21 protein-coding genes are annotated in these 21,328 nt (G+C 48.5%); 9 read left to right on the top strand and 12 right to left on the bottom strand.

Annotation, left to right across the window (positions count from 1 at the left end; genetic code table 11):
• Positions 1-88, top strand: an 88-nt coding sequence (locus DXV75_RS15475) for an integrase core domain-containing protein (protein WP_147291844.1), incomplete at its 5' end; no start/stop codon positions are given.
• A gap of 25 nt (positions 89-113) precedes the next feature.
• Positions 114-365, top strand: coding sequence for a TonB-dependent receptor (locus DXV75_RS15480; protein WP_245953258.1), 252 nt, complete (start codon positions 114-116; stop codon positions 363-365).
• Between the two features lie 80 nt (positions 366-445).
• On the opposite strand, the gene DXV75_RS15485 is transcribed toward DXV75_RS15480, so the two are convergent.
• The 5 genes from DXV75_RS15485 to DXV75_RS15505 form a co-directional block, all read right to left on the bottom strand.
• The gene (locus DXV75_RS15485; RefSeq protein WP_115594337.1) at positions 446-2,053 is read right to left on the bottom strand and encodes a PrsW family intramembrane metalloprotease; all 1,608 of its coding nucleotides are present in this window, start codon (positions 2,051-2,053) and stop codon (positions 446-448) included.
• 265 nt (positions 2,054-2,318) lie between these two features.
• The gene (locus DXV75_RS17140; RefSeq protein ID WP_181898448.1) at positions 2,319-5,048 is read right to left on the bottom strand and encodes a hypothetical protein; all 2,730 of its coding nucleotides are present in this window, start codon (positions 5,046-5,048) and stop codon (positions 2,319-2,321) included.
• 143 nt (positions 5,049-5,191) lie between these two features.
• Positions 5,192-5,782 (bottom strand): hypothetical protein, encoded by a 591-nt coding sequence (locus DXV75_RS15495; protein ID WP_115594338.1) that lies wholly within the window; start codon positions 5,780-5,782, stop codon positions 5,192-5,194.
• Positions 5,775-6,347 carry an RNA polymerase sigma factor gene (locus DXV75_RS15500; RefSeq protein WP_115594339.1) on the bottom strand — a complete coding sequence of 191 codons (573 nt, stop codon included), beginning with the start codon at positions 6,345-6,347 and terminating at the stop codon, positions 5,775-5,777. Before DXV75_RS15500 ends, DXV75_RS15495 begins: the two co-directional genes overlap by 8 nt.
• A gap of 12 nt (positions 6,348-6,359) precedes the next feature.
• A complete protein-coding gene (locus tag DXV75_RS15505) occupies positions 6,360-7,001 on the bottom strand; it encodes an energy transducer TonB (RefSeq protein WP_181898449.1) in 642 nt (213 codons plus the stop codon).
• Positions 7,002-7,156: 155 nt separating this feature from the next.
• On the opposite strand from DXV75_RS15505, the gene DXV75_RS15510 reads away from it, so the two are divergent.
• Positions 7,157-8,377, top strand: a complete 1,221-nt coding sequence (locus tag DXV75_RS15510) for an NAD(P)/FAD-dependent oxidoreductase (RefSeq protein WP_115594341.1) — start codon at positions 7,157-7,159, stop codon at positions 8,375-8,377.
• Positions 8,378-8,419: 42 nt separating this feature from the next.
• On the opposite strand, the gene DXV75_RS15515 is transcribed toward DXV75_RS15510, so the two are convergent.
• Positions 8,420-9,304 (bottom strand): D-Ala-D-Ala carboxypeptidase family metallohydrolase, encoded by an 885-nt coding sequence (locus tag DXV75_RS15515; protein WP_115594342.1) that lies wholly within the window; start codon positions 9,302-9,304, stop codon positions 8,420-8,422.
• Complete coding sequence (locus DXV75_RS15520) at positions 9,288-10,913, bottom strand: L,D-transpeptidase family protein (protein ID WP_115594343.1); 1,626 nt, start codon at positions 10,911-10,913, stop codon at positions 9,288-9,290. Before DXV75_RS15520 ends, DXV75_RS15515 begins: the two co-directional genes overlap by 17 nt.
• A 322-nt stretch (positions 10,914-11,235) precedes the next feature.
• Here DXV75_RS15520 and DXV75_RS15525 point away from each other — a divergent pair, with 322 nt between their 5' ends.
• The 6 genes from DXV75_RS15525 to DXV75_RS15550 all read left to right on the top strand — a co-directional run bounded on the left by DXV75_RS15525 (position 11,236) and on the right by DXV75_RS15550 (position 14,956).
• The gene (locus tag DXV75_RS15525) at positions 11,236-11,763 is read left to right on the top strand and encodes a protein tyrosine phosphatase family protein (protein ID WP_115594344.1); all 528 of its coding nucleotides are present in this window, start codon (positions 11,236-11,238) and stop codon (positions 11,761-11,763) included.
• A gap of 135 nt (positions 11,764-11,898) precedes the next feature.
• Positions 11,899-12,231 (top strand): metalloregulator ArsR/SmtB family transcription factor, encoded by a 333-nt coding sequence (locus DXV75_RS15530; protein WP_115594345.1) that lies wholly within the window; start codon positions 11,899-11,901, stop codon positions 12,229-12,231.
• 1 nt (position 12,232) lies between these two features.
• Positions 12,233-12,703 carry an arsenate reductase ArsC gene (locus DXV75_RS15535; RefSeq protein WP_115594346.1) on the top strand — a complete coding sequence of 157 codons (471 nt, stop codon included), beginning with the start codon at positions 12,233-12,235 and terminating at the stop codon, positions 12,701-12,703.
• A complete protein-coding gene (arsH, locus tag DXV75_RS15540; RefSeq protein WP_115594347.1) occupies positions 12,700-13,422 on the top strand; it encodes an arsenical resistance protein ArsH in 723 nt (240 codons plus the stop codon). Before DXV75_RS15535 ends, arsH begins: the two co-directional genes overlap by 4 nt.
• A gap of 9 nt (positions 13,423-13,431) precedes the next feature.
• Complete coding sequence (gene arsB, locus DXV75_RS15545; protein WP_115594348.1) at positions 13,432-14,448, top strand: ACR3 family arsenite efflux transporter; 1,017 nt, start codon at positions 13,432-13,434, stop codon at positions 14,446-14,448.
• 16 nt (positions 14,449-14,464) lie between these two features.
• The gene (locus tag DXV75_RS15550; protein ID WP_115594349.1) at positions 14,465-14,956 is read left to right on the top strand and encodes an arsinothricin resistance N-acetyltransferase ArsN1 family A; all 492 of its coding nucleotides are present in this window, start codon (positions 14,465-14,467) and stop codon (positions 14,954-14,956) included.
• Between the two features lie 14 nt (positions 14,957-14,970).
• Here DXV75_RS15550 and DXV75_RS15555 read toward each other — a convergent pair whose 3' ends face one another.
• The 5 genes from DXV75_RS15555 to DXV75_RS15575 are packed head-to-tail and all read right to left on the bottom strand — an operon-like array spanning position 14,971 to position 21,298.
• Positions 14,971-17,985 carry a CHAT domain-containing protein gene (locus DXV75_RS15555; RefSeq protein WP_147291841.1) on the bottom strand — a complete coding sequence of 1,005 codons (3,015 nt, stop codon included), beginning with the start codon at positions 17,983-17,985 and terminating at the stop codon, positions 14,971-14,973.
• 11 nt (positions 17,986-17,996) lie between these two features.
• Complete coding sequence (locus DXV75_RS15560) at positions 17,997-18,431, bottom strand: hypothetical protein (protein WP_115594351.1); 435 nt, start codon at positions 18,429-18,431, stop codon at positions 17,997-17,999.
• Positions 18,431-19,879, bottom strand: coding sequence for a peroxidase family protein (locus DXV75_RS15565; RefSeq protein ID WP_115594352.1), 1,449 nt, complete (start codon positions 19,877-19,879; stop codon positions 18,431-18,433). The genes DXV75_RS15560 and DXV75_RS15565 overlap by 1 nt, the downstream gene beginning before the upstream one ends.
• A gap of 4 nt (positions 19,880-19,883) precedes the next feature.
• Positions 19,884-20,516, bottom strand: coding sequence for a hypothetical protein (locus DXV75_RS15570; protein ID WP_115594353.1), 633 nt, complete (start codon positions 20,514-20,516; stop codon positions 19,884-19,886).
• Positions 20,516-21,298: an RNA polymerase sigma factor gene (locus DXV75_RS15575; RefSeq protein ID WP_115594354.1), complete on the bottom strand. Its 783-nt coding sequence runs from the start codon at positions 21,296-21,298 to the stop codon at positions 20,516-20,518. The genes DXV75_RS15570 and DXV75_RS15575 overlap by 1 nt, the downstream gene beginning before the upstream one ends.
• Between the last annotated feature and the right edge of the window lie 30 nt (positions 21,299-21,328).

Genomic DNA, 21,328 nt, shown 5'->3' on the forward strand with positions numbered 1-21,328 from the left:
GGACTATACAACGAAGTGGCTGTGGTTTTACAATCACGAACGACCACACAAAGCCAACGGTGGAAAACCACCTTTGATGGCAGCATAACTTCTACTTTTAGCGTCAGTTAAAAATGGGAGGATTACCGCGTGATGAGTTTTTATCTAAACGCTTCGGTTTAGCGGGCCTGCCCGAGCATTTTGATGCATACGGCCAATTAGATCTCGGGTTTAGCTATGCTCTTAGTGAGGAGATTAAACTGACCTTTGATGTGAGTAATTTACTTGATGAAAACTCGATTCGGTTTGCTGATGTAAGAGAACGTGTAATCCACAACGAATACACAGGACGCAGAGCTATTTTAGGCCTAAGAGGAACCTTTTAAGCGAAATAGCCCCTGAACTGAAAAGCCCCGCAAACGTATTTGTTTAACGGGCTTTGTGTAAAATTGCTGGCCAATCACAGCTACCGTTTGGCAGTTATGATGCTTGTCCAGTTACCACTCGACACCTGTATTTTCCCCAGTATATTCACGAGAATGTAGGCTAAAAATGCTGAGCTCAGTAACATTGAGAACAGATTGAGGTTTGCATTCTCGGCGCCAAACTTGTATCCAATAACGGTATACTGATAGGCGGCGATACAGGTTAATGCCACTCCCAGATATTCTGCACTCCTTACCAGTTTCCCTTCGCCGACGCTGAATTCCGAATGGCTAAGCGCGTTTGCAATAGCAATTGCGTAGCGCTGGATGGCATAAAACAGGATCAGTACAGACAGGATGCGTAACTCCCCTACCCATCCGTCGGAAAGGATCCAGAAGTCGTAAAGCCCATGTATAACGCAAGCCGCTGAGAAAGAACCGAGAAAATAAACCCAGTTGGCGCCACTTCCTTTGTATTTTGCGTACATCAGCCCATAAGCCACAAAAGATGTTAGTGTCATATGTAATACTGACGCTGAAAGTGAGCGGCTTAAAATATTCTCCAGTCCTGATTCATGGAAATACAGCAGGTTTTCCATGAACGCGAAACCCAGAGCGGTTATCGAAGCGTAAACAATATAATCCATTGACTCGTTAATGATGTGCTTGAAGCGCAATAAAATCAGAAAAGGAAGTATTTTTACCGTTTCTTCAACAACCCCTATAGCAAAAATGCAGTACAGTAAATCGTTCAGATAGTTGCCGTTTCGCGCCCAGCCTAAGGTTAAATGGTAAAAATCATACAGCGGCGTACACAGCATGGAAAATCCGCATCCGAGTACCACGGCAATAAAAACATGCCGCAGTTTTTCCTTTTCATATACATCAATCCATAACAAAAATACCAACCAGGACAGCAATATCAATATTGCTCCTACAAGCCCGGTGGTAGTGAAATCTCCAATTTGGAAAGCGTATTTGGTATACCTGAAGTCACCGTCTTCATAAAGAAAATGTCGGATTACGGTATCTGAAATGTATGGTTTGGCATCAGGATTGGAGAGTAAGGTTGCGAACTTATCGCTTTGGTCAGTGTGTTGATACACTTTTGCAAGGTTCGAATAGGCGCCTGATACATTACCATTTACATTGATTTCAGTCTGAAAGTACACTTCAGCATCTTCGTAGTTATGTTTTGTCATGTAAACATAACCTATAGAATTATTGAGATATTTTAGTTCCTGGTTTTGTACGCGCAGGTAGCTGTCCAGTGCTTCTTCCACCCTGCTCTGCATAATTTCGATGTAACCCAGCGCGTAGTAACCGATGTCTGACTTTTTCGGATCCGAAGATTGGGCCATAGTTTGATATTGCGCCAGAATAGTTTTGTCATCGCGATAGCTGTGTTTTCCGGTTTTTTCCGGAATATTAAAATGGGTACGAATTTTTAGTCGATGCAATTCGATATTCAGTGGATCAGCTTTGAGCAGGTCATCGTACAGTTTTTCTGCTCTGGTATGATTGCCCGCCAACGCAGTGTTGCGAGCCTGTTCAATAATGGGAAGTGATTTTGAGTGGAAGGCAAAATTAACAATTATTGCTGCTACAACAAAGGGAGCGGCAATCAACAGTATCCAAATACGATTCATTTGAGAATTCCATTTTAATCAAACAGCAACATACCAGCACAATTGTAAATTGTCATTCTACTCAATAAATTAGGTGTGCTTTTCGTTGCCTCTCGCCCACGCGAGACCTTAAATTGAATAGATGGTTAAATGGTAACAGCTATCCTTGTTTTTGTATTTTGAGTTGATCAATATCCCCTTTCCAGCTTTGAATTAAACGGTACGAGCCGCGTAAAAACACCGTCTGTTGATAATACATTCGAGCTTTAATTAACCAAGCTGGTACTTAATGCCTGGCCTGACAAAATTCATCATTGCCCTGGTAAAGCAATTTCAATTCTGCCTGGCCAGTAACCGCTTCACATGCCGCATTGTCCAACAGCCTTTGTGCATCGGGAGATAAAAACCAGCCCAAGGGCGGATCTTTTTGTCCTTTCGCCCCTTTGGGTTGTTTATATTGAAATCGTAAGTAACCTTTTTCGATTATTCGTTCGATTGCTGACGAATCATCAGGATTTTTCGTCTGGGCGTTACAGTCTAAAAAGGTTGTTTTGAGGTAGTCCAATAAATCAGCCATGCGCTTATCGGCAAGGCCCGGGCGCAGTGAAATGAATGCCTGGGCGGGGCCGAGTATTTCATTTAAGGCAATACTGTTGTGGCCGGCAGGAACCAGGTAAGTGCTGGGAGTATCAAAATCATTTACCGTACTTTGTTTTGCTTCTTTGTCGCAGCCCTCTTTTTGTTGCCCTGAAGGTTTTTGTTGCCCTGAAGGTTTTTGTTGCCCTGAAGGTTTTTGTTGCCCTGAAGGTTTTTGTTGCCCTGAAGGTTTTTGTTGCCCTGAAGGTTTTTGTTGCCCTGAAGGTTTTTGTTGGCCTGAAGGTTTTTGTGGGCCTGAAGGTTTTTGTGGGGTATTCGTGAGAATCAATAACACCGGAAAATAGCGTCTGTTTTGGTCCATAGTATGAGGCTTAAATTTGTCTGCCAGAATTTCCAATGTATGCTGGATTGTAATAGCACCGTAGTTATCCAAATAGCCCGCGTCAGCGGTGTGCAGTTTACGGTTCCATTGCGCCTCCTTATACAGGGTCCCTTTCGGTGTTACATAGGGAAAACGGGCGCTGTTAATTGCCGCTGTTACCATGGGAATATCGCGAAGGCAGTTACCCACCGCCCCGTCAAACAGGCATGGCAGTTCCTGCCAGGTTTTGTCATCAGGTTCAGCCTGGAAATCAGCACACTCCAATTCAGAGTCAGGTTTGCACTTTTCATAATGCGAATGGTAGGCCTGTAATTTTTGCAGGTCGAGAACCAAAGGGTATTCTTCCGAGGAGAAATGAAAGGGCGCTACCATTGCCAGCAGCCCGAGTTCCTGGATAGTTGTAGGGGTTAAAACAATGGGATACCACTCGTTGTGGGCCGCTTTTTCGAGGTAAAACTGCTGGTAACCTTTTTCAAATACGGTATCTACCGGCTTTGCATAGGCACTGGCAAATGCCTTTGAAAGACTGCGTTCAAGGTTATAAGCCCGGTCTTCTTCCAGAACGCTAAACTGCAAAAAGCGATAAAGCATGTCGTTGTAAAGCAGAGAGGTTACCGCTGCTGAGAGGTGGTCCTGCTGATGCATATACTTGAATTTGTCATAACGAACATTGTTGTCTTCTGCGTTCTCCGGCTTAAGTGTGGTCAGTGAACCCAAATAGGAAACGTTGCCTAGCGTGCCGCCTGAAGCGCCTGACATCATAAAAATATTGTTTGAAAAGCCCGGGATGATCTCTTCGATGCGGTGAAGAACGGCGTTGGTCCAGTAACTGGCCCGTAACCCCCCGCCCTGGCTCAGTACAAAGTAAACCGGAACCATTTCTTTCACTGGTTTACCGCCGTCGACTGGGTAAGTTTGAAGGTGCGGATTGCGCGTAAACGCTTCAAAAGCCTGTTCTACATTGTCGAATTGTCGGGAATTACTCTGGGAATTCGATGTTGGCTCAAGCGTACGATAGGCGTGGTTGTCCGTATCACCTACCCAGGCCAGAATAGAAGCGACGGCAATCAACGAAAAAGCTACCGGGTACGGCGGTGTGACATGGAAAAACACGATAGACTTTCTCAGCCATCTCTTTGCACTGGTTTTGTTTTTATCTTCCTGTTTGAAATAGTCATGAAGTAAATCAGTTATCTTTACCAACAAACAAACCAGCAGGTTCCAGGCTGGAATGACGAGTATATTGACAAACCATGTGGCACCCAAAACAAGCCCACCCAGCCCAAAAAACACCACAGCCAAGCCCCCAAGGCTCCGGGAAAACGCCAAAGGCGTAAAGATGGCAAACAGTGACGGGATCACCAGAAGTAAGGCGAAAAACACCCGCCAACGCAAAAGGAGGGTCCATTTCTCCATGGGTTCCCAGCGTTTCCAGGCTTCCGGATTTTGCTCTTTCTCCTCTTTCGCCTTGGTAACATTGTCCTGCAGTTTGGTGCGTTTCCACAAAAACAGCATCATAACCACACCGACCACTACGGTAGTCCAGGCCACGCCATTGGCGTGGTTGAACCAGGCCCGAATGGCAATGATCAGGAAAAACAGCGCTGGTACAACGCGGGGTAACCATTCACCGATTACGCCACCGAAATAATTTGCTCTGATTTTTTTCGTATCGGATGTATCTGGCTTTTTTATCCGTAAAAAGGGAATGTGCCGGTCTATAAATGCCACGGCCGCCTCTTTAGGCTTGTTTTTCCAATCTGGAGGGGCCATTTTTACTGATTGAGATGTCTGATAATAAGAACAAAAATCCAGCGTAGTCCGGCAACTCCACCAAATCATCAAATTAAAATACCCTACACTGACTCCATAAAGGATGAGGCGTTTTACATTGGAATTGGAAGCGCTGACCAGATCGGTAAACTGGTCGTTGAAGCCAACCGCTACAGCAAGAATGATGGCGAGATAGACAGGGAATGAGACAGCACCGAGCGCCTCAAATATTTTGGCGCGGCTGGTGTTTGCATCAAAAGGCATTTTCAATCCTGACTGGGTTGCGGTGTAAATGGCAGCGTTGCAGCGACTTTTAAAGTTAGTGCCACATTCATATTAATCCTCCCAGTATAGGTGCCTTACAACGGGATCGCTGTTATCGAGCCAATCCCTTTATACATTGCACCTTAGCACTGCAATGCTTTTTGGTTGCTGTGGGTAATTTGCATGATTTGCCCTTCCCGGTTAAGTATCAGGGCCACCTGGTCTCCTACATCAATGCCACTTTCTATACGGCTATGATCTCTCAGGTTTTCAATCAGCCTGTCTGAAATTAAAATGCGTATGTCACTGCAGTCCGCCAAAGACCACTCTCCACTAACTTCTAGCACCTTTGCAAAGCGGGTATTTACAGCCTGGATTGTTTCCATTTTCCGTTCGTAAGCCTGATTATAGGCCGTTAATTTTTCGCGATTTTGAGAATTGGGCATGGCATCAATTTCATCGTCATAAGCATGAATTTCTATGCCCACGCTGACAGACAAAGCCCTTGGCTCGGTTAACACCTGATGTCGAAACTGGTAAATACCCAGCAATACCACCAAAGTCAGAGCAGCACTTGCCATGAGGGCAGTATCCCGTGACCAGAAACCTGAAAAGAAAGGGCTTTTGCTTGCTTTGGTGCTTCTGAGCAACTGCCGACGCAACCTGCCTGGCGCAGGATGCTGACGTTTCGCTTGCTGATATGCCTGACGTAATGATTTGTCGGTGTCATTCATGGCGGGACTCCAAAGCATTTTTGAGTTTATCGCGCGCATAGCGTAAACGCGTTTTGATAGTTTCCTGAGGTACTGCACAGATTTGGGCAATTTCCGCCAGGCTGAAACCCTCCTGTTGCAGCGAGAAGGCTTCTTTTTGTTCAAACGGAAGCAGGCATATCAACTGATGGAAATCATTGATGCCGTTATTAGCAAGCTGAATATTTTCGTCCACGATGGTCTCAGTATCACCAGTGTACTGGTAACGATTGTGCTTTCTCAGCTCATCCACAAGGGTATTGCGGCCGACAGTAAATAACCAGGATTCAAACTTACCATTTGCACGGTACTGGTGTTTGTTTTCCATAACCTTCAGCCAGGTTTTTTGAGTGACATCTGCAGCAGTGTCGGCGTTTGATAAAATCAGCAGATAATAGTAAAGCCGATTACCATGTCGGTCATAAAGCGCGGCTAACGCTTTTACATCGTTGGAGCGAATGTATTTTTCCATCAGGTTTTCTGCACTCAAGGGTACAGAAAACCAGTCACGCAATGAAACCAGCAATCCTGAACGGGCATAGCTCATAATTACGCCTCCCTACTGATTCAGATTAAACTCCAACAGTACATACATATTGGATTGGCTGACTGGGCTGCCGTTTTCCATCTTGGGTTTATACTTCCATTTTGACAATGCTTTTTTTGCCGCCCGGTCAAAAATTCGTTTAGGTTCAGCGTCCAGAACGACAATGTCAGCAACTCCGCCTGAGGCAGTAATGGAAAACCCTAGCTTGACCCAGCCTTCAATACCATCTCTGGCTGCTTCAGGTGGGTACGACGGATCAACCCGCAGTTGCGGCGTTGCAGCCATGTCCGAAGCTCCCGCCCCAAATTCGGGTTTGATTTCAATAGAATTGCCAATTCCCGGTGGTACCAGAGAAAAATGGGGTTCAATCTGGTTGGGCGTAATTTCTACTTCCGTGCGCGGAGTTTGCGGCCGCGTAACCGGCTTTTCCCTTGGTTTGATGGGGTCCTTGGTGATGGTTTCGGGATCTTCGATTGCCAGAATAATGGGCCCAATGGGCTCTGCTTGTGGTGCAACCGAACCGACGTCGTTGTTTTCAATCAGTTTGGCCATCAACACGAACAGTCCAAACGTAATCGCCACCCCCATGGCAATATGGGTTAATAAACGAACGCCGTGAATAAACGCTGTATCAGAGTAAGTAATGGTATGCATAAGTTTCTCCTTTTTTTGATAAAACGAATCACAATCAAAAAAGGGGTGAAACAATTCCACTTTTTTGCCCGTTATGGGTAGCAGACCAATTGTCGAAATGAAGTACATGTCTGTGCTAAAGTCGGCGTTTTGGTTCGTGTTAACGGAGAAGTATTATGGACCGACGGACTGCTCTCAGATTGCTGGTGGCCACCTCTGCGTGTGCAATGATGCCCGGCGCTTTTGGAAAGACCAAACCCAAAATTGTGGTTATAGGCGCCGGGATTGTCGGTGCTGCCACGGCTTATTTCCTCTCAAAGGCTGGTGCTGCGGTTACGGTGATTGATAAACAAAGTCCAGCAAGCCATGCCAGCCGGGGCACCTTTGCGTGGCTAAATGCCACCTGGGCCAAGCAACCGAAAAGCTACCATCATTTTAATCAGGTTGGATTAAGCGTGTGGCGTGAGGTACAACGGGATCTGGGCATTCCTGTACGCTGGAATGGCTCGCTTGAATGGTTTGCCAAGCCTGAGCGTAATCTTAAACTGATGGCTCAAATCGACGAACAGCGGCAATGGGGAGAGCCTGCAGAAATCATTAGTGCTGATCGCATCCGTAAAATCGAACCCGGCATCACTGTTGATGATACCGTAAGGGCCGCGTACTCGCCGAATGACGGTGCTGTGGACCCGGTCCTTGCAACCCACACATTTCTAAACGCTGCCAAATCTCTGGGAGCGCAGTTAATTTTCCCCTGCCAGGCTATTGCTGCACGCTATGCAGGCGGGCGTATCATCGGGGTTTCGAGTTCACAGGGCGATATAAATGCCGACTATATTGTTGTGGCAACCGGTGCCGATCCGGATATACCGGAAGCATTAAGTGGCCTTTCCATTCCCCAGCGCACCACACCGGGCGTGATCACCCTAACGCATCCTTTCAGCCCTGTAGTGAACACTATTGTGGCAGCTCCAGGCGTTCATCTTCATCAACGCCCGGATGGCCGTATCGTGCTCGGTGAGCAGGCTGGCCCACCAGATGGTGAAGCACACGAAGTCAGGCTTCGTGGCCGCCCTAATGACTTTCCGGCTGAGTACCTCGGGAAAGAACACGGAAATCGGATCCTGAGCGTCGCTCAGCAGTTCTTCCCCGCACTTCGCGGCGCCGAAATTGACACTTCCTATATAGGCTGGAGACCTTTACCGCTTGACGGCCACCCGGTGATGGGCACTAATCCGGCAACACCAGGGGTGTATCTGGCAATCATGCACAGCGGTGTGACCCTTGCCCCGCTGGTAGGAAAACTCATTACACGTGAATTACTAACCGGAGATTCATTACCAGAACTTGCGGCCTACCGCCCTACCCGGCAATTTGAACAAGTCGTTCGCTATTGAGCCTGCGAACTGGCTTGCGCATACCAGAGGTTACTGAGCCTTTTACCAACGGGCACGATAACCTCTGATATCAATGTGTACAAAGCCACCGTGATTAGATGTAGGCCGGTAACGGCCGAGCCCGCCTACATAGCCTGATTGCTTCATGAACTGTTCGAACACACCGTAAAGTATCGCCACATCATCAACTGTAAGCTTTCCATCGCCGTTAAGGTCGTCCATGCGGCCGTCCTTGTCATTATCGACATACAAATCAAACGCGTCGCCGTACTGGTGGCGACTGTGTCGGCCATTACCAATCGAGCGGTTGTAATACGGCGTACGGTAACCACTAATAAACGAAAATCGTTCAGTAGTTATGCCGTTGTCGTTAACAAAGGTGAGCAACTGTTCGAGCATGGTGAGCGCTTCATTGGTGATATAAATGTATTTTGGAAAACCACTGGCCTGTTTACATATTACATCGCTGACCCTGACATGGGGCGTCAGGCTTTCGCTGAGTTGCGACTCACTGATTCTTATCAGCCCGGGGGGGGAACGGTATTGCTCAAGACCTTTGAACGGCTCCGAAGGATAGCTGCCAATCTCATAGTTGTTTAACTGAGTAGAATTTTGAGCATCAAAAGGCTCAAGTACAATCACCTTGAGCACAATATCGTCAACCCCGTTATGCTGCAACTTAACTGGGTACATCCCTGGCTGTTCCAGGGCGCGGGCTTTCCAGTTACCGTCTTCGGTTTTAACCAGTATTTCGCTCATACCGGTTATGGGGCTGGCTCCCTGAGGCAAAATTACCTTCAATTCACCACGAGGCATCAGCACCACACTTCTGAGTGGCCCGCTAACTTCTACCTCAGCGTAGGCGTAGGTACCCGCCAAAAGCGCGAAAAACAACACCATTGGATAAGATCTACGTATTGTTTTCATGGCCAGTCATAGGTTGCTGAAGTTGTTTTAGCAACGCCGCATCGCGCCCGTACACATCAGGGTAAAAGTGGAGCCCATCCCTGGTCGCCATTGCGGTCCAGTACATAAGAAAGATATCCAGTGGTTGATCGAGGAATATTTTTTCTGTTTGCCGAGTCTCAACAATAGAAGCTATATCACCAGTCTGCCACTCTGCGTTTTGGGAAAGAATGTATTCGGCCAGTTCAAATGGCTTTTCCACGCGCACGCAGCCATGGCTGAATGTCCGGGTTTCACTGTCAAACAGCGATTTTGCCGGTGTATCATGCAGGTAAATGGCGTACTTATTGGGAAACATAAATTTAATTTGCCCCAAAGCGTTGTTTTCTGACGGTGTCTGAACGAACCAGTAGGGGAAGTTTTGTCGGTTCATCGAAGCCCAGTTTATGCTGGCGGGGTCAACCGGATTTCTGCGGTTATCCACCACAATAAAATCCTTTTGACTGAGGTAATCCGGGTCTCGCTTCTGCTTCTCTATGATGCCGCCGCCAATACTGCGCGGAACCGTCCAGGTTGGGTTCACAACGATATAGCGGAGCTTCTCCTTGAAAACGGGCGTTTTGGTGTAATCTCTGCCAACGATAACCCGGGTCTTCCACTGCAGGGTGCCTTCCTGATACAAAAACAATTCAAAACCGGCGATATTGACCACCAGGAACCGCTCAGAAAGGCTGTTGTCCACCCAGCGTATCCGCTCAAGGTTCACTCGTATCTGATCAACCACTTGGTGGTAAGGGCGATTGAGCACTTCCAGGGTCTGGCGGCCAATGATGCCATCGGCACTGAGGCCATGGTGGCTTTGTAGTTGTCTTACTGAAGATACCAGTTCGTCATCGTACAGGGCCCCCACCAAATCCGACTGGCCTTCGAAATACCCCAAATTCGCAAGTTGCCGGCGCAAAGCCGGTACCGCCGGCCCGCTCTCGCCAGGGCGCAGGACCGTTTCAGACAGCTGTACCTGCTCCTGGACACCGGACTCAGCGAGTCTGGAATAAAACTTTAGGGCGTCTTTCAGGCCCTGATATTGCGGTAATTTGGGTGATAAGTCAGACAACCCCTGATGCAAAGTCTGCTCTTTTACGTGCCTGAGCAACGCCGCTGCTGCCCCGGAAGGGGATACATTAAACAGTTCATAGTTCCAGGTCGGGGTCAGGGACTGGGGGTTCACCTTACCTCGGATAAGATGAGTTGCGTACGTCATCACCGCATCAGTGAGCAAAATATCGAACTGGGCTTGCAAAGCTTCGTCAGGACTTTGCCTGATGTCGTTCAAAAATCTGCTGATTGTGTCGTAATGATAATCCTGCGGGCTCAGCCCTTCTGCCCCGGATTCACCAATCAGTTCTAATGCCTTGGCGGCGTAGACAAGGTCAGCCCAAATCGGCTCAAAACGATTGGCAGAATAAGCTGCAATAACCAATTCAGAAGCATGAACGGGCTGATTGTTAATAAAACGCCCTTCACCAATAACCAGCGGTTCAAGCTGTTGTTGTAAATATTGTCCTATGGTCTGTGCAGTTACTGTAAAATTCACGCTGATAACCAGACAACAAAGAATGGCAATTCGCATGGGAAATTGTCCTTTTGATAAATGGTTTGATCCAGACTGCGGCGGATAAGGCAAAAGTTGGGTGAAATTGACCCGGGATTAATACGGCTAAACTGCGTTTTGGTTGTATAGATTTTTAATAAATCAGCGCAGTCCCTCATTATCGCCCTACACTGAATACTTTAGTCATCATTGGCGATTCGGTCGAACTTTACCAGCGGGATAGTGCTGAATCGAACCCAACTGATTGTTGTGGAAGAAATTACGAACTTCTTGTCCCTGTGACAGCCTCCTTGTTAAAGTGCAATTACAACAAACTCAACGATAAAAAAGAATCAACACAATGACCTGCAAACGAAAGTTCACCACCATCGCATTCGCACTGGCGCTGCCGTTATTTTCCGTGAGCGCATCTGAACCCGATGTGCAACAGGCGTTGGCCTCACTGCTAAATTATCAGGTCAACACTGCCTCCATGGTGAGTTCCGGTCAGCCTGACAAAATTCAGTTTGAGGCGCTTGCCGCAAGCGGGGTTAGCGCTGTGATAGATTTGGTTCCCGGAGATCGTACACAAGAGCAGCAATGGATGCAGGAGCTGGGCCTGGATTACCGAAACATACAGGTTGACTGGGATAATCCAACACTGGCGGACTTCGCCACCTACGTCGCATACCTTAATCAGTTCGAAAACCAGCCCGGCGGAACACTGACCCATTGCCGGAAAAACTGGCGTGGCGCTGTGTTTACCTACTTATACCGGGTCACTCAGTTAAACCACGAAGAATCAGTGGCTTATCAGGACATGGTGGCGATCTGGCAACCGAATGAAACCTGGCTCAAATTTATCGAACAGGTCAAAGCCGCCTATTAATACCCTATTTCTGCAAAGGAGCACGTTACAACGTTTGCTCCTTTGTTTTTTCCTTTCTTAGCATGATTTAGTAGCGCCTCATTGACATCTGAAATTTCATATATAACATAAACCATATATGTCAAGGGAGCATTCATGTCACCACTGATCCTGTTCAAATGTCTGTCAGAAGACACCCGGTTAAAAATTGTCATGCTGCTCAGTCAGCATACCGAACTGTGCGTTTGCGATTTGCAGGTTGCGCTTGAAATCAGTCAACCCAAAGTGTCTCGCCATTTGGCCGAATTGCGCAATTGTGGGCTGTTGGAAGATGAGCGTCGGGGCAAATGGATCTATTACCACCTGCACCCAGGGTTGCCTGAATGGATCATGGAACTGGTGAAACTCACTGCAGACAATAACCAAGATTATCTGTCAGAGTGCTGTACACGGATGACACCGGAAAATCCCCCCAAATGTGAGCGTTAAGATGAAAATTTTGTATATCTGTACACATAACCGATGCCGCAGCATCCTGTCGGAAGCGATAACTAACCACTTAGGGCAAGGCCTGATTGTTGCGAAAAGCGCGGGTAGCCAGCCAGTGGGTGAAGTTCACCCTTTGTCCATCCGGTATTTGCAAGAAGCGGGAATCGAAACCCAGGGGTTGACCAGCCAGTCCTGGGACGATTTTGAAGGTTTTGAACCCGATCTGGTGGTAACGGTTTGTGACTCGGCAGCAAAGGAAACCTGCCCGGTGTGGTTTGGCAAGTCTGTTCAGTTGCATTGGGGGCTGGAAGACCCTTCCAAACTGTCAGGCGACGAACAGGAAATAGCCAAAGCATTCCATCGTACGATAGACCTTACCCGTGCACGCGTAGAAGCGTTGCTGAAAATCGCGCGACTGGATCGCTCCCAGTGGGTGGCAAGTCTGGAAAAATTGGGGGCCAGACAACGATGAAACCTTTAGATCCGAGTTTGCCGAATTTGGATGTATCACAGTTTGAAATACCGGCCACAGCCAACTTTAAAACGGATTTATCAACGCACAAACCGCGATTTTTGTTGCTTTATGGTTCATTAAGGAAGCGGTCTTTTAGCCGTCTGGTGATTGAAGAGTGCGCCAGACTGCTTACCCGCATGGGTGGTGAAGTGCGCATATTCGACCCTCAGGGCTTGCCGTTGCCCGACAGCGAGGAAGACAGCCACCCTAAAGTTCAGGAGCTGAGAGAATTGGTAATTTGGTCTGAGGGGCAAGTATGGTGTTCACCGGAACGTCATGGTGCCATGACCGGAATTATGAAATCCCAGATTGACTGGATCCCGCTGTCACTCGGAGCGGTACGCCCAACCCAGGGTAAAACGCTGGCCGTGATGCAGGTTGAGGGCGGTTCGCAATCTTTTAATGTTGTTAATCAGTTAAGGGTATTGGGGCGCTGGATGCGGATGCTCACCATACCGAACCAGTCATCGGTGGCCAAAGCATTTTTGGAGTTTGATGATAATAATCGCATGAAGCCTTCAGGCTATTACAATCGCATTGTGGATGTAATGGAAGAACTGGTGAAATTTACCTTGCTGACCCGCGATCAGACAAATTACCTGGTTGACCGCTATTCTGAACGGGTGGAGTCAGCAGAACAACTCATGCAGCGCGTTAATCAGCGCTCGGCCGACTAGGAGAATTTTGTGGGCATTTTTGAACGGTATCTTTCTGTGTGGGTTGCTCTGAGTATTGGCGCCGGTGTTGTACTGGGCAACCTTATGCCTGACGTGTTTCACGGTATTGCCGCTATCGAGTATGCGCACGTGAACCTGGTAGTAGCCGTACTCATCTGGCTGATGATTTACCCCATGATGATTCAAATCGACTTTGCTTCGCTCAAGGATGTGGGTAAAAAGCCAAAAGGTCTGGTTCTCACCCTGGTGATAAACTGGCTGGTAAAACCTTTCACAATGGCGCTACTGGGCTGGTTATTCTTCAAAGGTTTGTTTGCTGACTGGGTTGACCCCCAATCGGCGGGTGAATACATTGCGGGTATGATCCTGCTTGGAGTCGCCCCCTGCACTGCGATGGTATTTGTATGGAGCCAGCTTACCAAGGGCGACGCCAACTACACACTGGTGCAGGTGTCGATTAACGACATCATAATGATCTTTGCTTTTGCCCCTATTACCGCTTTCCTTCTCGGGATCAGCAACATACAGGTTCCCTGGGAAACCCTGATGCTTTCAGTGGTTCTGTATGTGGTAATGCCGCTTATAGCAGGAGCGGTTACCCGCAAAAAGCTCGACCGGGTGAATGATCACAGCCGCTTGAACAGTTTTCTGTCCACGCTCAAACCCTGGTCTATTGTTGGCCTGCTGGCTACTGTTGTCCTGCTGTTTGGCTTTCAGGCCCAGACCATTATTGAGCAGCCGCTGGTGATTGGTCTGATTGCCGTCCCCCTACTGATCCAAACCTACGGGATTTTCGCAATTGCCTACTTTGCAGCCAAACAACTTAAGTTACCTCACAATGTCGCAGCTCCAGCCTGTATGATCGGCACATCCAATTTTTTTGAGCTTGCCGTGGCAGTGGCCATTTCATTGTTCGGCCTGCATTCCGGTGCTGCGTTGGCCACTGTGGTTGGCGTGCTGGTTGAAGTGCCGGTGATGTTGTCGCTGGTGTGGTTCGCCAACCGGACTCGCCATTGGTTCAACTGATACACAAGGATTGTGAATGAACATACGCCCTGCCCGCTCCACTGATATTTCGGCGATTTGTGACATCTATAACCGTGGGATTGAATCCGGTACCGGCACCTTTGAAACGCAGCTTCGCACTCCATCCCAGATAGAAAGCTGGCTGCAGGAACAAGGTGCGTTTCCGCTACTCATTGCAGAACTGGATGACGCTGTCGCAGGCTTTGCCCGCCTTAGTGAATACCGAACCCGGCCCTGTTACCGTGGTATTGCCGAATTTTCTGTCTACCTGGATCTTCACGCACAGGGCAAGGGAGTTGGTACACAGCTGGTTTCACAGTTGTTGGAAAGCGCAAAAATCTGCGGATTTCACAAAGTCATAGCACGAATATTCACCTTTAATGCCGCCAGCCGGGCTTTGTGCAAAAAGCTGGGGTTTCGGGAAGTGGGCATTTATGAACGGCACGGCCAGTTGGCTGGTAAATGGCTGGACGTTGTTGTAGTCGAGCGCCTGTTGCACCACCATTAGTTTTGCAACCTCCGTTAGGGCTGATTTCTGTCTGGCTGGGAAAAAAGACTGTAACCGGCCCAGTAAAATGGATGTTTGTAGCGGCCGCTGCTGGCAAAGAACCACTGGGTTTGTTGAAGCGCCTGGGCAACATCATTGTGGCGTTTAAGGTGGCGATAGAATTCAGCGCTGAATTTTGCCGACGCACTGTCTGCCAGGGGCCATAGAGTTCCAACAACCCGGTTGGCGCCGGAATTCAGAAAACCTCTTGCCACGCTGTGAAGACCGTCTCCTGCGTGCAACTGGCCCATTGCTGTTGAGCATCCATTCAGAAACACCAGTTGATTGTTAAATCGATAAGAGAATATCTCCTGAAAACTCACAAAATCGGCCACAGTCTGGCTCGATGAAGTGGGTTTGGCCAGCGACAAACCACCCAGAAGTGGGCGTTTCGGGTCAAAATGGTTGTGTGTGGAAATATGTAACACTGGTGAAGCTCTGACCATATCACTGAGTAAATTGGTCTTGTTTGCCTTGCGACCAACAAAGGCATTTACCTGCTGTGTACCAAAAACTTCGGTGATCGCACTGGCTTCCACACCTGACCAGGGCAGACTCGGTAACTGCGTTGTAAGTGAATTGTCAAATATCGGGCTTGCGAACAGGGAAACCCTCAAAGGCGGGTTTTCGGGCAAGTACTCTATCGTTTTCAGTGTTACGGTAATGGGTTGGATCAGCTTCACAGAGCGAATGAGTGGTTGCCCGTTCTCAAGCAGCAAGGCTGAAAACGGAACCAGATAGATACTCCCTTCAGGATACACCAGTAAAGTCTGGATATCAGACAATCCCGACATCGGACTTATCAACTGTTTACTGGCTGTCTGTATACCAGACCAGGCATTGGACATGGGCGAAGTAAGGCTTTCATACAGGCCATTGTTGGATGTATCTATTTCGGATACCGCTCCCAGAGTGATCACCTGATGGAAGCCTCGTCGGACCCAGAACACGCCGTAGTCTTGTTGGGTTTGATAATACAACAACACCCCCTGCCCGTCTGGAAGCAGTTTTTTCAGGTCGTCAAGGCTGACCGTTTTAACACTGGGGGCAGAGTTTCCGCCTGATTGAGACTGGTTTTGCAGTTTTGCCAGCGCTGCGGTCAACCGGGCGGTGCCCAGCGCAAGACTGTAATCCTTTCCGTTAAAGAAATGCGCTTTTTCCAGTGCAATCAGATCCTCCGACCACGCATGAATTTGTGGCATCTGTGCCTTGAACCGAAAGCTTATCACCCGGGAACGCTGAACAAGGTCAAACGCCTTTGCGTGATCACCCCGTTTTAGCAAATACACCAGATGGACCTGAAAAAAGCTCATAACCTGCTGCTGCCACGCGGGCCCAAGCTCTGCCAGGTTAAGCTCCGATGCAACCTGCTCAATAAGTTCAATAACAGGGCCAACAAATTCAGACTGGTTGTATTTTGAACTGTGACGTGCGGCTTCTGTCAGGGCGTTTAAACGCAGTGTGGGAGAAGCTCCGTGATCGGAATCCGCTACTGCCGCATCTATCAAATGTTGCGTTTTTTGTGCATCACCCTGTTTGGCACTATGCGAAGCCAGTGCAAGATAAGCGCGTATCTTCACATCCGGTTGCTCGAGTTTATCGAGTAAACCAACCAGTTTATCAACCTGTGCTGAGGAGGCGCGGTTTAGTGTTATAAGCATGGACAGGGACTGTGCGCGCAGTTCCCGCCGTTTACCCGGTTCCAACCCGGCTACAAATTCAGCTTGTTGATAACAGAGATCTGCCTCCCTTACTGCATCTTCGAATTTACCCGAACTGGTTAGGGAACGAGCCATCAGGCAATGCAGCTTAGCCTGCCAGTAGAGGCTGTTTTCTTCCGCCTGAGCCAGTGAGGCCTGAATAAAGGTTCTCGCCTGTATGTTCGCCCCAAGTTCAACGAACAATTCACCCAGGTTTCTGTAGAGGTATAAACGGTATATGGGGTCTGGTTGTTGTTCCAGGATTTGCAGTGCCTGCAAAAAATGGATGATTGCGCTGTTGTATTTTCGCGAAGCCCGCAGCAACCAAGCGTTGTTGCTGTGAATCGAAATAATTTGCCGTGGGTGCCCGGCCTCAAGTGCCAGTGCGAGGGCTCGCTGCTCATACTTTATGCCTTGCGCGAGCTCCGCTTCTGAACCTGAGCGGTAAAAAGAAACCAGCTGGGCGTGCCCGAGGTTATCATAGTACTCAGCCAACAATTGCGGTGGGGTGTCTGAAACATCAAGCTCAGACTTAAGCAATGCTTCAGCCTGGCCAAGCCGTTGCAGGCCTTGTTTCAGATTTCCTGCGGATAACTGTGAGCTGGCAGCAACTACCAGACGCTCAAAAACACCTATTTCCAATACACCTGAAGATTCTAGAGCTTCAGACCGGGATAAGTAGTATTCCGCTTTACTGAATGCTCTGTCATACAGTGCAGCTCGGGCAGCGAGCAGGTTACCGAAATGCTTTACTGCGGCATTGTGCTTTTGCGCATCAACCGACTCAACAAGAGTAAAAAGCTGGCTGTAGGATGCCGCCTGAAAACTGCTCTGCAAGGCTAGTTGCCAAAGCATTTCATCCGCATGCAGGCGTTGTTCTGACAAATTAAGGTAACTTTGGGCAAGATATACTTTATCCTCTCCCTGCTGCCAGCGCCGGGCGAGCTCCATGAGCGTTGTCGCGGTTTCTTCATCACGGAACTCTTTAACCTGTGGTACTCCGATTTCTTTGCGGTAGCCGTACAAACACAACACAGGGCTTTTCGGGGTCAGGAAAACCAGGTAACTACCGACAAAACCAAACGGCAGGGATGAGGGCACCGGATTACCATCCACTCCAGTGACCCGGATCTGACGGTGGTTGTCGCTAATCCGAAGGTAGCGCACTGTGTCGTCCGGCGTCAGTTGATAGAGTAAAGTCCGTTCTTCTGACGTCTCCAAACATTGGGCGTAGCTTGTTGTTTGAATAAGTAGGAAGAACAATACCGCCAGTATCGGTTCCGTTCTCACAAAAAGCCCCTTCAGGCTCTTCGACAGTCCCAAACCCGCATTCGGGTAGTAGCTGATGCTTCTGCCGTCGACAATGGCTCTGGCGAAACATTGGTAGCGGTAACTACAGTACCCATTGGCATGGCATCCAGGTAGGTGCGCAGCACGTCTGGCTTCTCCTGAATAAACTCCATATCGCGCAGGAAAACCTTGGAACCGTTATTAACCTGGACGAAGTTGTAGGGATTCCCCTGCCCCGTATCGATAAAAAAGGCAATTTCGATGGTCTCTACCTGCCCGGGAATTTTCTCCCGGTAATGATGGACCCTGTAAATGGATTTACTCTCATCGGAAGATACCTGTTCGACGCGAAACTTGTCGCCAGCCTGGGGCGGTAACCAGTAATCATCGGGGAGATCAGTGTTGGTTGCTTGCTCTATCCACAAGCCGGTGATATTAGGTTTCATTATGAAGCCTTCCTTGGGTTAGACTGGGTGAGTTTTATCATTTCAGACAGAGTCGAAATGTCGGATAAGGGGTCATCGTGAATTGGCCCGTTTGTAATTTCTTCATCGGTGCTGGTGTTGAGCAAATGGTAAAAACATTCAGCTACGATATAGCTGGCTACCGGCCCCAGCAATTTGCTGTAATTTCGGCTTGCTGAGTGTGCTTCACACAAAAGGTAATACCAAAGCGGCGAGTTGGTGGCGATATCGGAAGAAGCCAATAGGCCATTCAATAACAACTCAGGCGTATTGTCAGAACTGCTTTTGATCTGAACCCAGGGGTTGGTTTCGACTGGCCCGTATTCGCCGATGATACTTTGCAAACGTGAACTTTTGTGGCACAGGGCCCGGGTAACACTTTGGCCACTTGGCAGAGACATGGATTGACCCCGCACCAGATTTCGGATTGCCAGCCTATTCGCTGGCCAGTCGCCCATAGGTAATTCGATGCTCATGGCGGGTGATGCTGCAAGCGCCATCTGCACCCGCCCGAGTTGGGTCAAATCCAGCATGGAGTGCCAGTCCACTACCAAATTTGCTGGCAAATGCTGTGATTTCAGATTGTGGCCACCCGTCCACTGGAACAATTCCATCAGGCTTAACCTTGCCTCATCGTTAATCTGATACGCCTGCTTTACAACGGAATGCCCGAATCGGAATGCCGCTGCGGTCAGTTCGTTTGGCAGGGTTTCCCCGGCGTAAAAGACTGGGCCATCCATGCCCAAAAAGGCATAGGGTTGTGGCTGTTCAAAAAAGGCTTGGTAAATAGGTTTGTGCAGAACTCGCCACAAAAAATCGGTTCTGACCATCCTTCGATAACAGGCCGTAACCTGCGTTTTCGCCAGTTCAAATAAGCGATTGGGGTTGTTATGCATGGCCGGATGCTGACTCAGGTGATGGTCGACAACCATGTTATGCAAGCGCAGAAACTGCACATGCAACTGGGCGATTAACAGACTGCTGTCGTTACGAAAATCGGGAATCAGGGCTTTGCCGGCTTCCATTCCTTCGGCAACCCGAGGAAGATCAAAACTGTTGTCCTGCCAGGACGATTCCCCTTCTACCTGGGTTAGCAAGAATTTGCCTGTCTGCAAATCTATGCCCAACTGGTCGTTTAGCCCGCCTGCGTTGTATACACTTGACAGATCAAGAGCAGGTGTAACCATATTGGTTCCCGTGTGGCTGCCAGGAACCGGGTTCGCCAACTTGTCAGAGGCACTGTTGCGGGTAAAATCGTGGTCGATAAACTGGCCAAAAAAGGTCATCCCGGCTGGAAGCTGACTGGCCTGTTCGCTTTTAACAGAATGCATTCGATCGCCCAGGTCCACCAGCGTCCCCGCAGAATGTTCGCAAACCTGTGGTTGAGGGCTATTCGAAGACTGCTCATTGACATTCGTTCCTTGAAGCATCGGCTTACTCCACTGTTAATGAATAAACGTTCGTAGTACCGGTATCGTGCTCGGTTAACTTCAGACTGTATTCACCGGATTCAAGCAAATGGCTATCCAGTAACAAAACAATTTCACCGGTGTTGGTTTTGTTCAGGTCATTGCCCAACATCTGGCCTGACGTGTTATCACTTTTTATCAGTTCGGCGCTGTATGGGCCCACTGAATCTGGTTGAGGCTGAATAAACAGCACCAGATGTTCGCCGGGTGCTGTTTTGTTTAGAGTCTGGTTCGGCTGCATAGCAGAGCGAAAAGTATCCAGATACACAACCTGGGGGACCGAATAAGAACGCGATGAAGGTGTTGAAGTCCATTTATCCGGCATAACAAACAGGCAAAGCACCGCTGAAAGGGCAAATGCTCCAGCCGGCACATACCAGAACCTGCGCCAGTCAAACCGCTGCGTGCTGTGCTCCCTGACCGTTGTCAGAGGAAGATTGTGAGCCAGAATCGTATCCAGCTCCAAAGCTTCAACCACTTCCGGGTGTTCCATCAGATATACTTCAATTTCTTCAGTTTCACTTTCGCTTAGCAGGCCCAACCGATAACGCTGCAGCTTAGATTCATAATCTGAGCGGTCATTGTCATTGGGGGTCATCAATTTTCTTCCTCTGTAAAGCATTCTGACATACCTCGTTTACTGTCGATTTCGACGCTTTCAAACCCATAGTGGTGCAAACAGGAAGTTTCTCGCACTTCTGACTTGACTATTTGGCTCTCTATAACGGGGGCTGATAACAGAAAATGTGTGGACACCCAGAGTGCAACGACCAAATTACAGTTGAGTGTATCTGTGAGAGACTTTCCGCGCTCATCCAGCAATTTTTTTAGCCTTACCCTGGCGCGGTACAGGATCCGGTCGAAATGTTCCGGTGCCAGTTCCTGCTCCAGACAAATTTGCGATTTGGGCTTTTCGTAGACAAAAAAATCCCACAGTAAAACCTTGTCCCTTTCCACCCCGAGTTCATTCATTAAGCGGGTTACCGCCGTCAGAGCTTCCTGGCGATGAAGCAGGTTTAACTGACCCGATTCAGGATTGTTGCTGAATAAATCCGTGCTATCAGAACAGTGAGTGGCCTGGCGGATTTGTTTACGCTGATACTCAATGACGATATTCACACCTACCTGGCGAATAAATGAAGCCAAGGCTTCCGGTTTGCGAATCTCACCCTGTCTGGCTTTCTGGATGGTTAACAGCAAAGCATCCTGAGTGAGATCGTCTGCCAGATCAGCACTATTGCAGCGTTTATAAATAACAAAGCGGAGAGTGCGACAATATCGCTCCACCAATTCCTGTTCTGCCGATTTTTGGCCCTGTTTGATCCGTTCAACAAGACTGACTGTATCAATACTGTTATCGGTGCAAGATCGCGCCGTCATTGTGCGTTCCAATCGTTGGTTTTTTTGTGG

Origin of the sequence: Alteromonas aestuariivivens (genome assembly GCF_003367475.1) — a bacterium.
GTDB classification, from domain to species: Bacteria; Pseudomonadota; Gammaproteobacteria; order Enterobacterales; family Alteromonadaceae; genus Alteromonas; species Alteromonas aestuariivivens.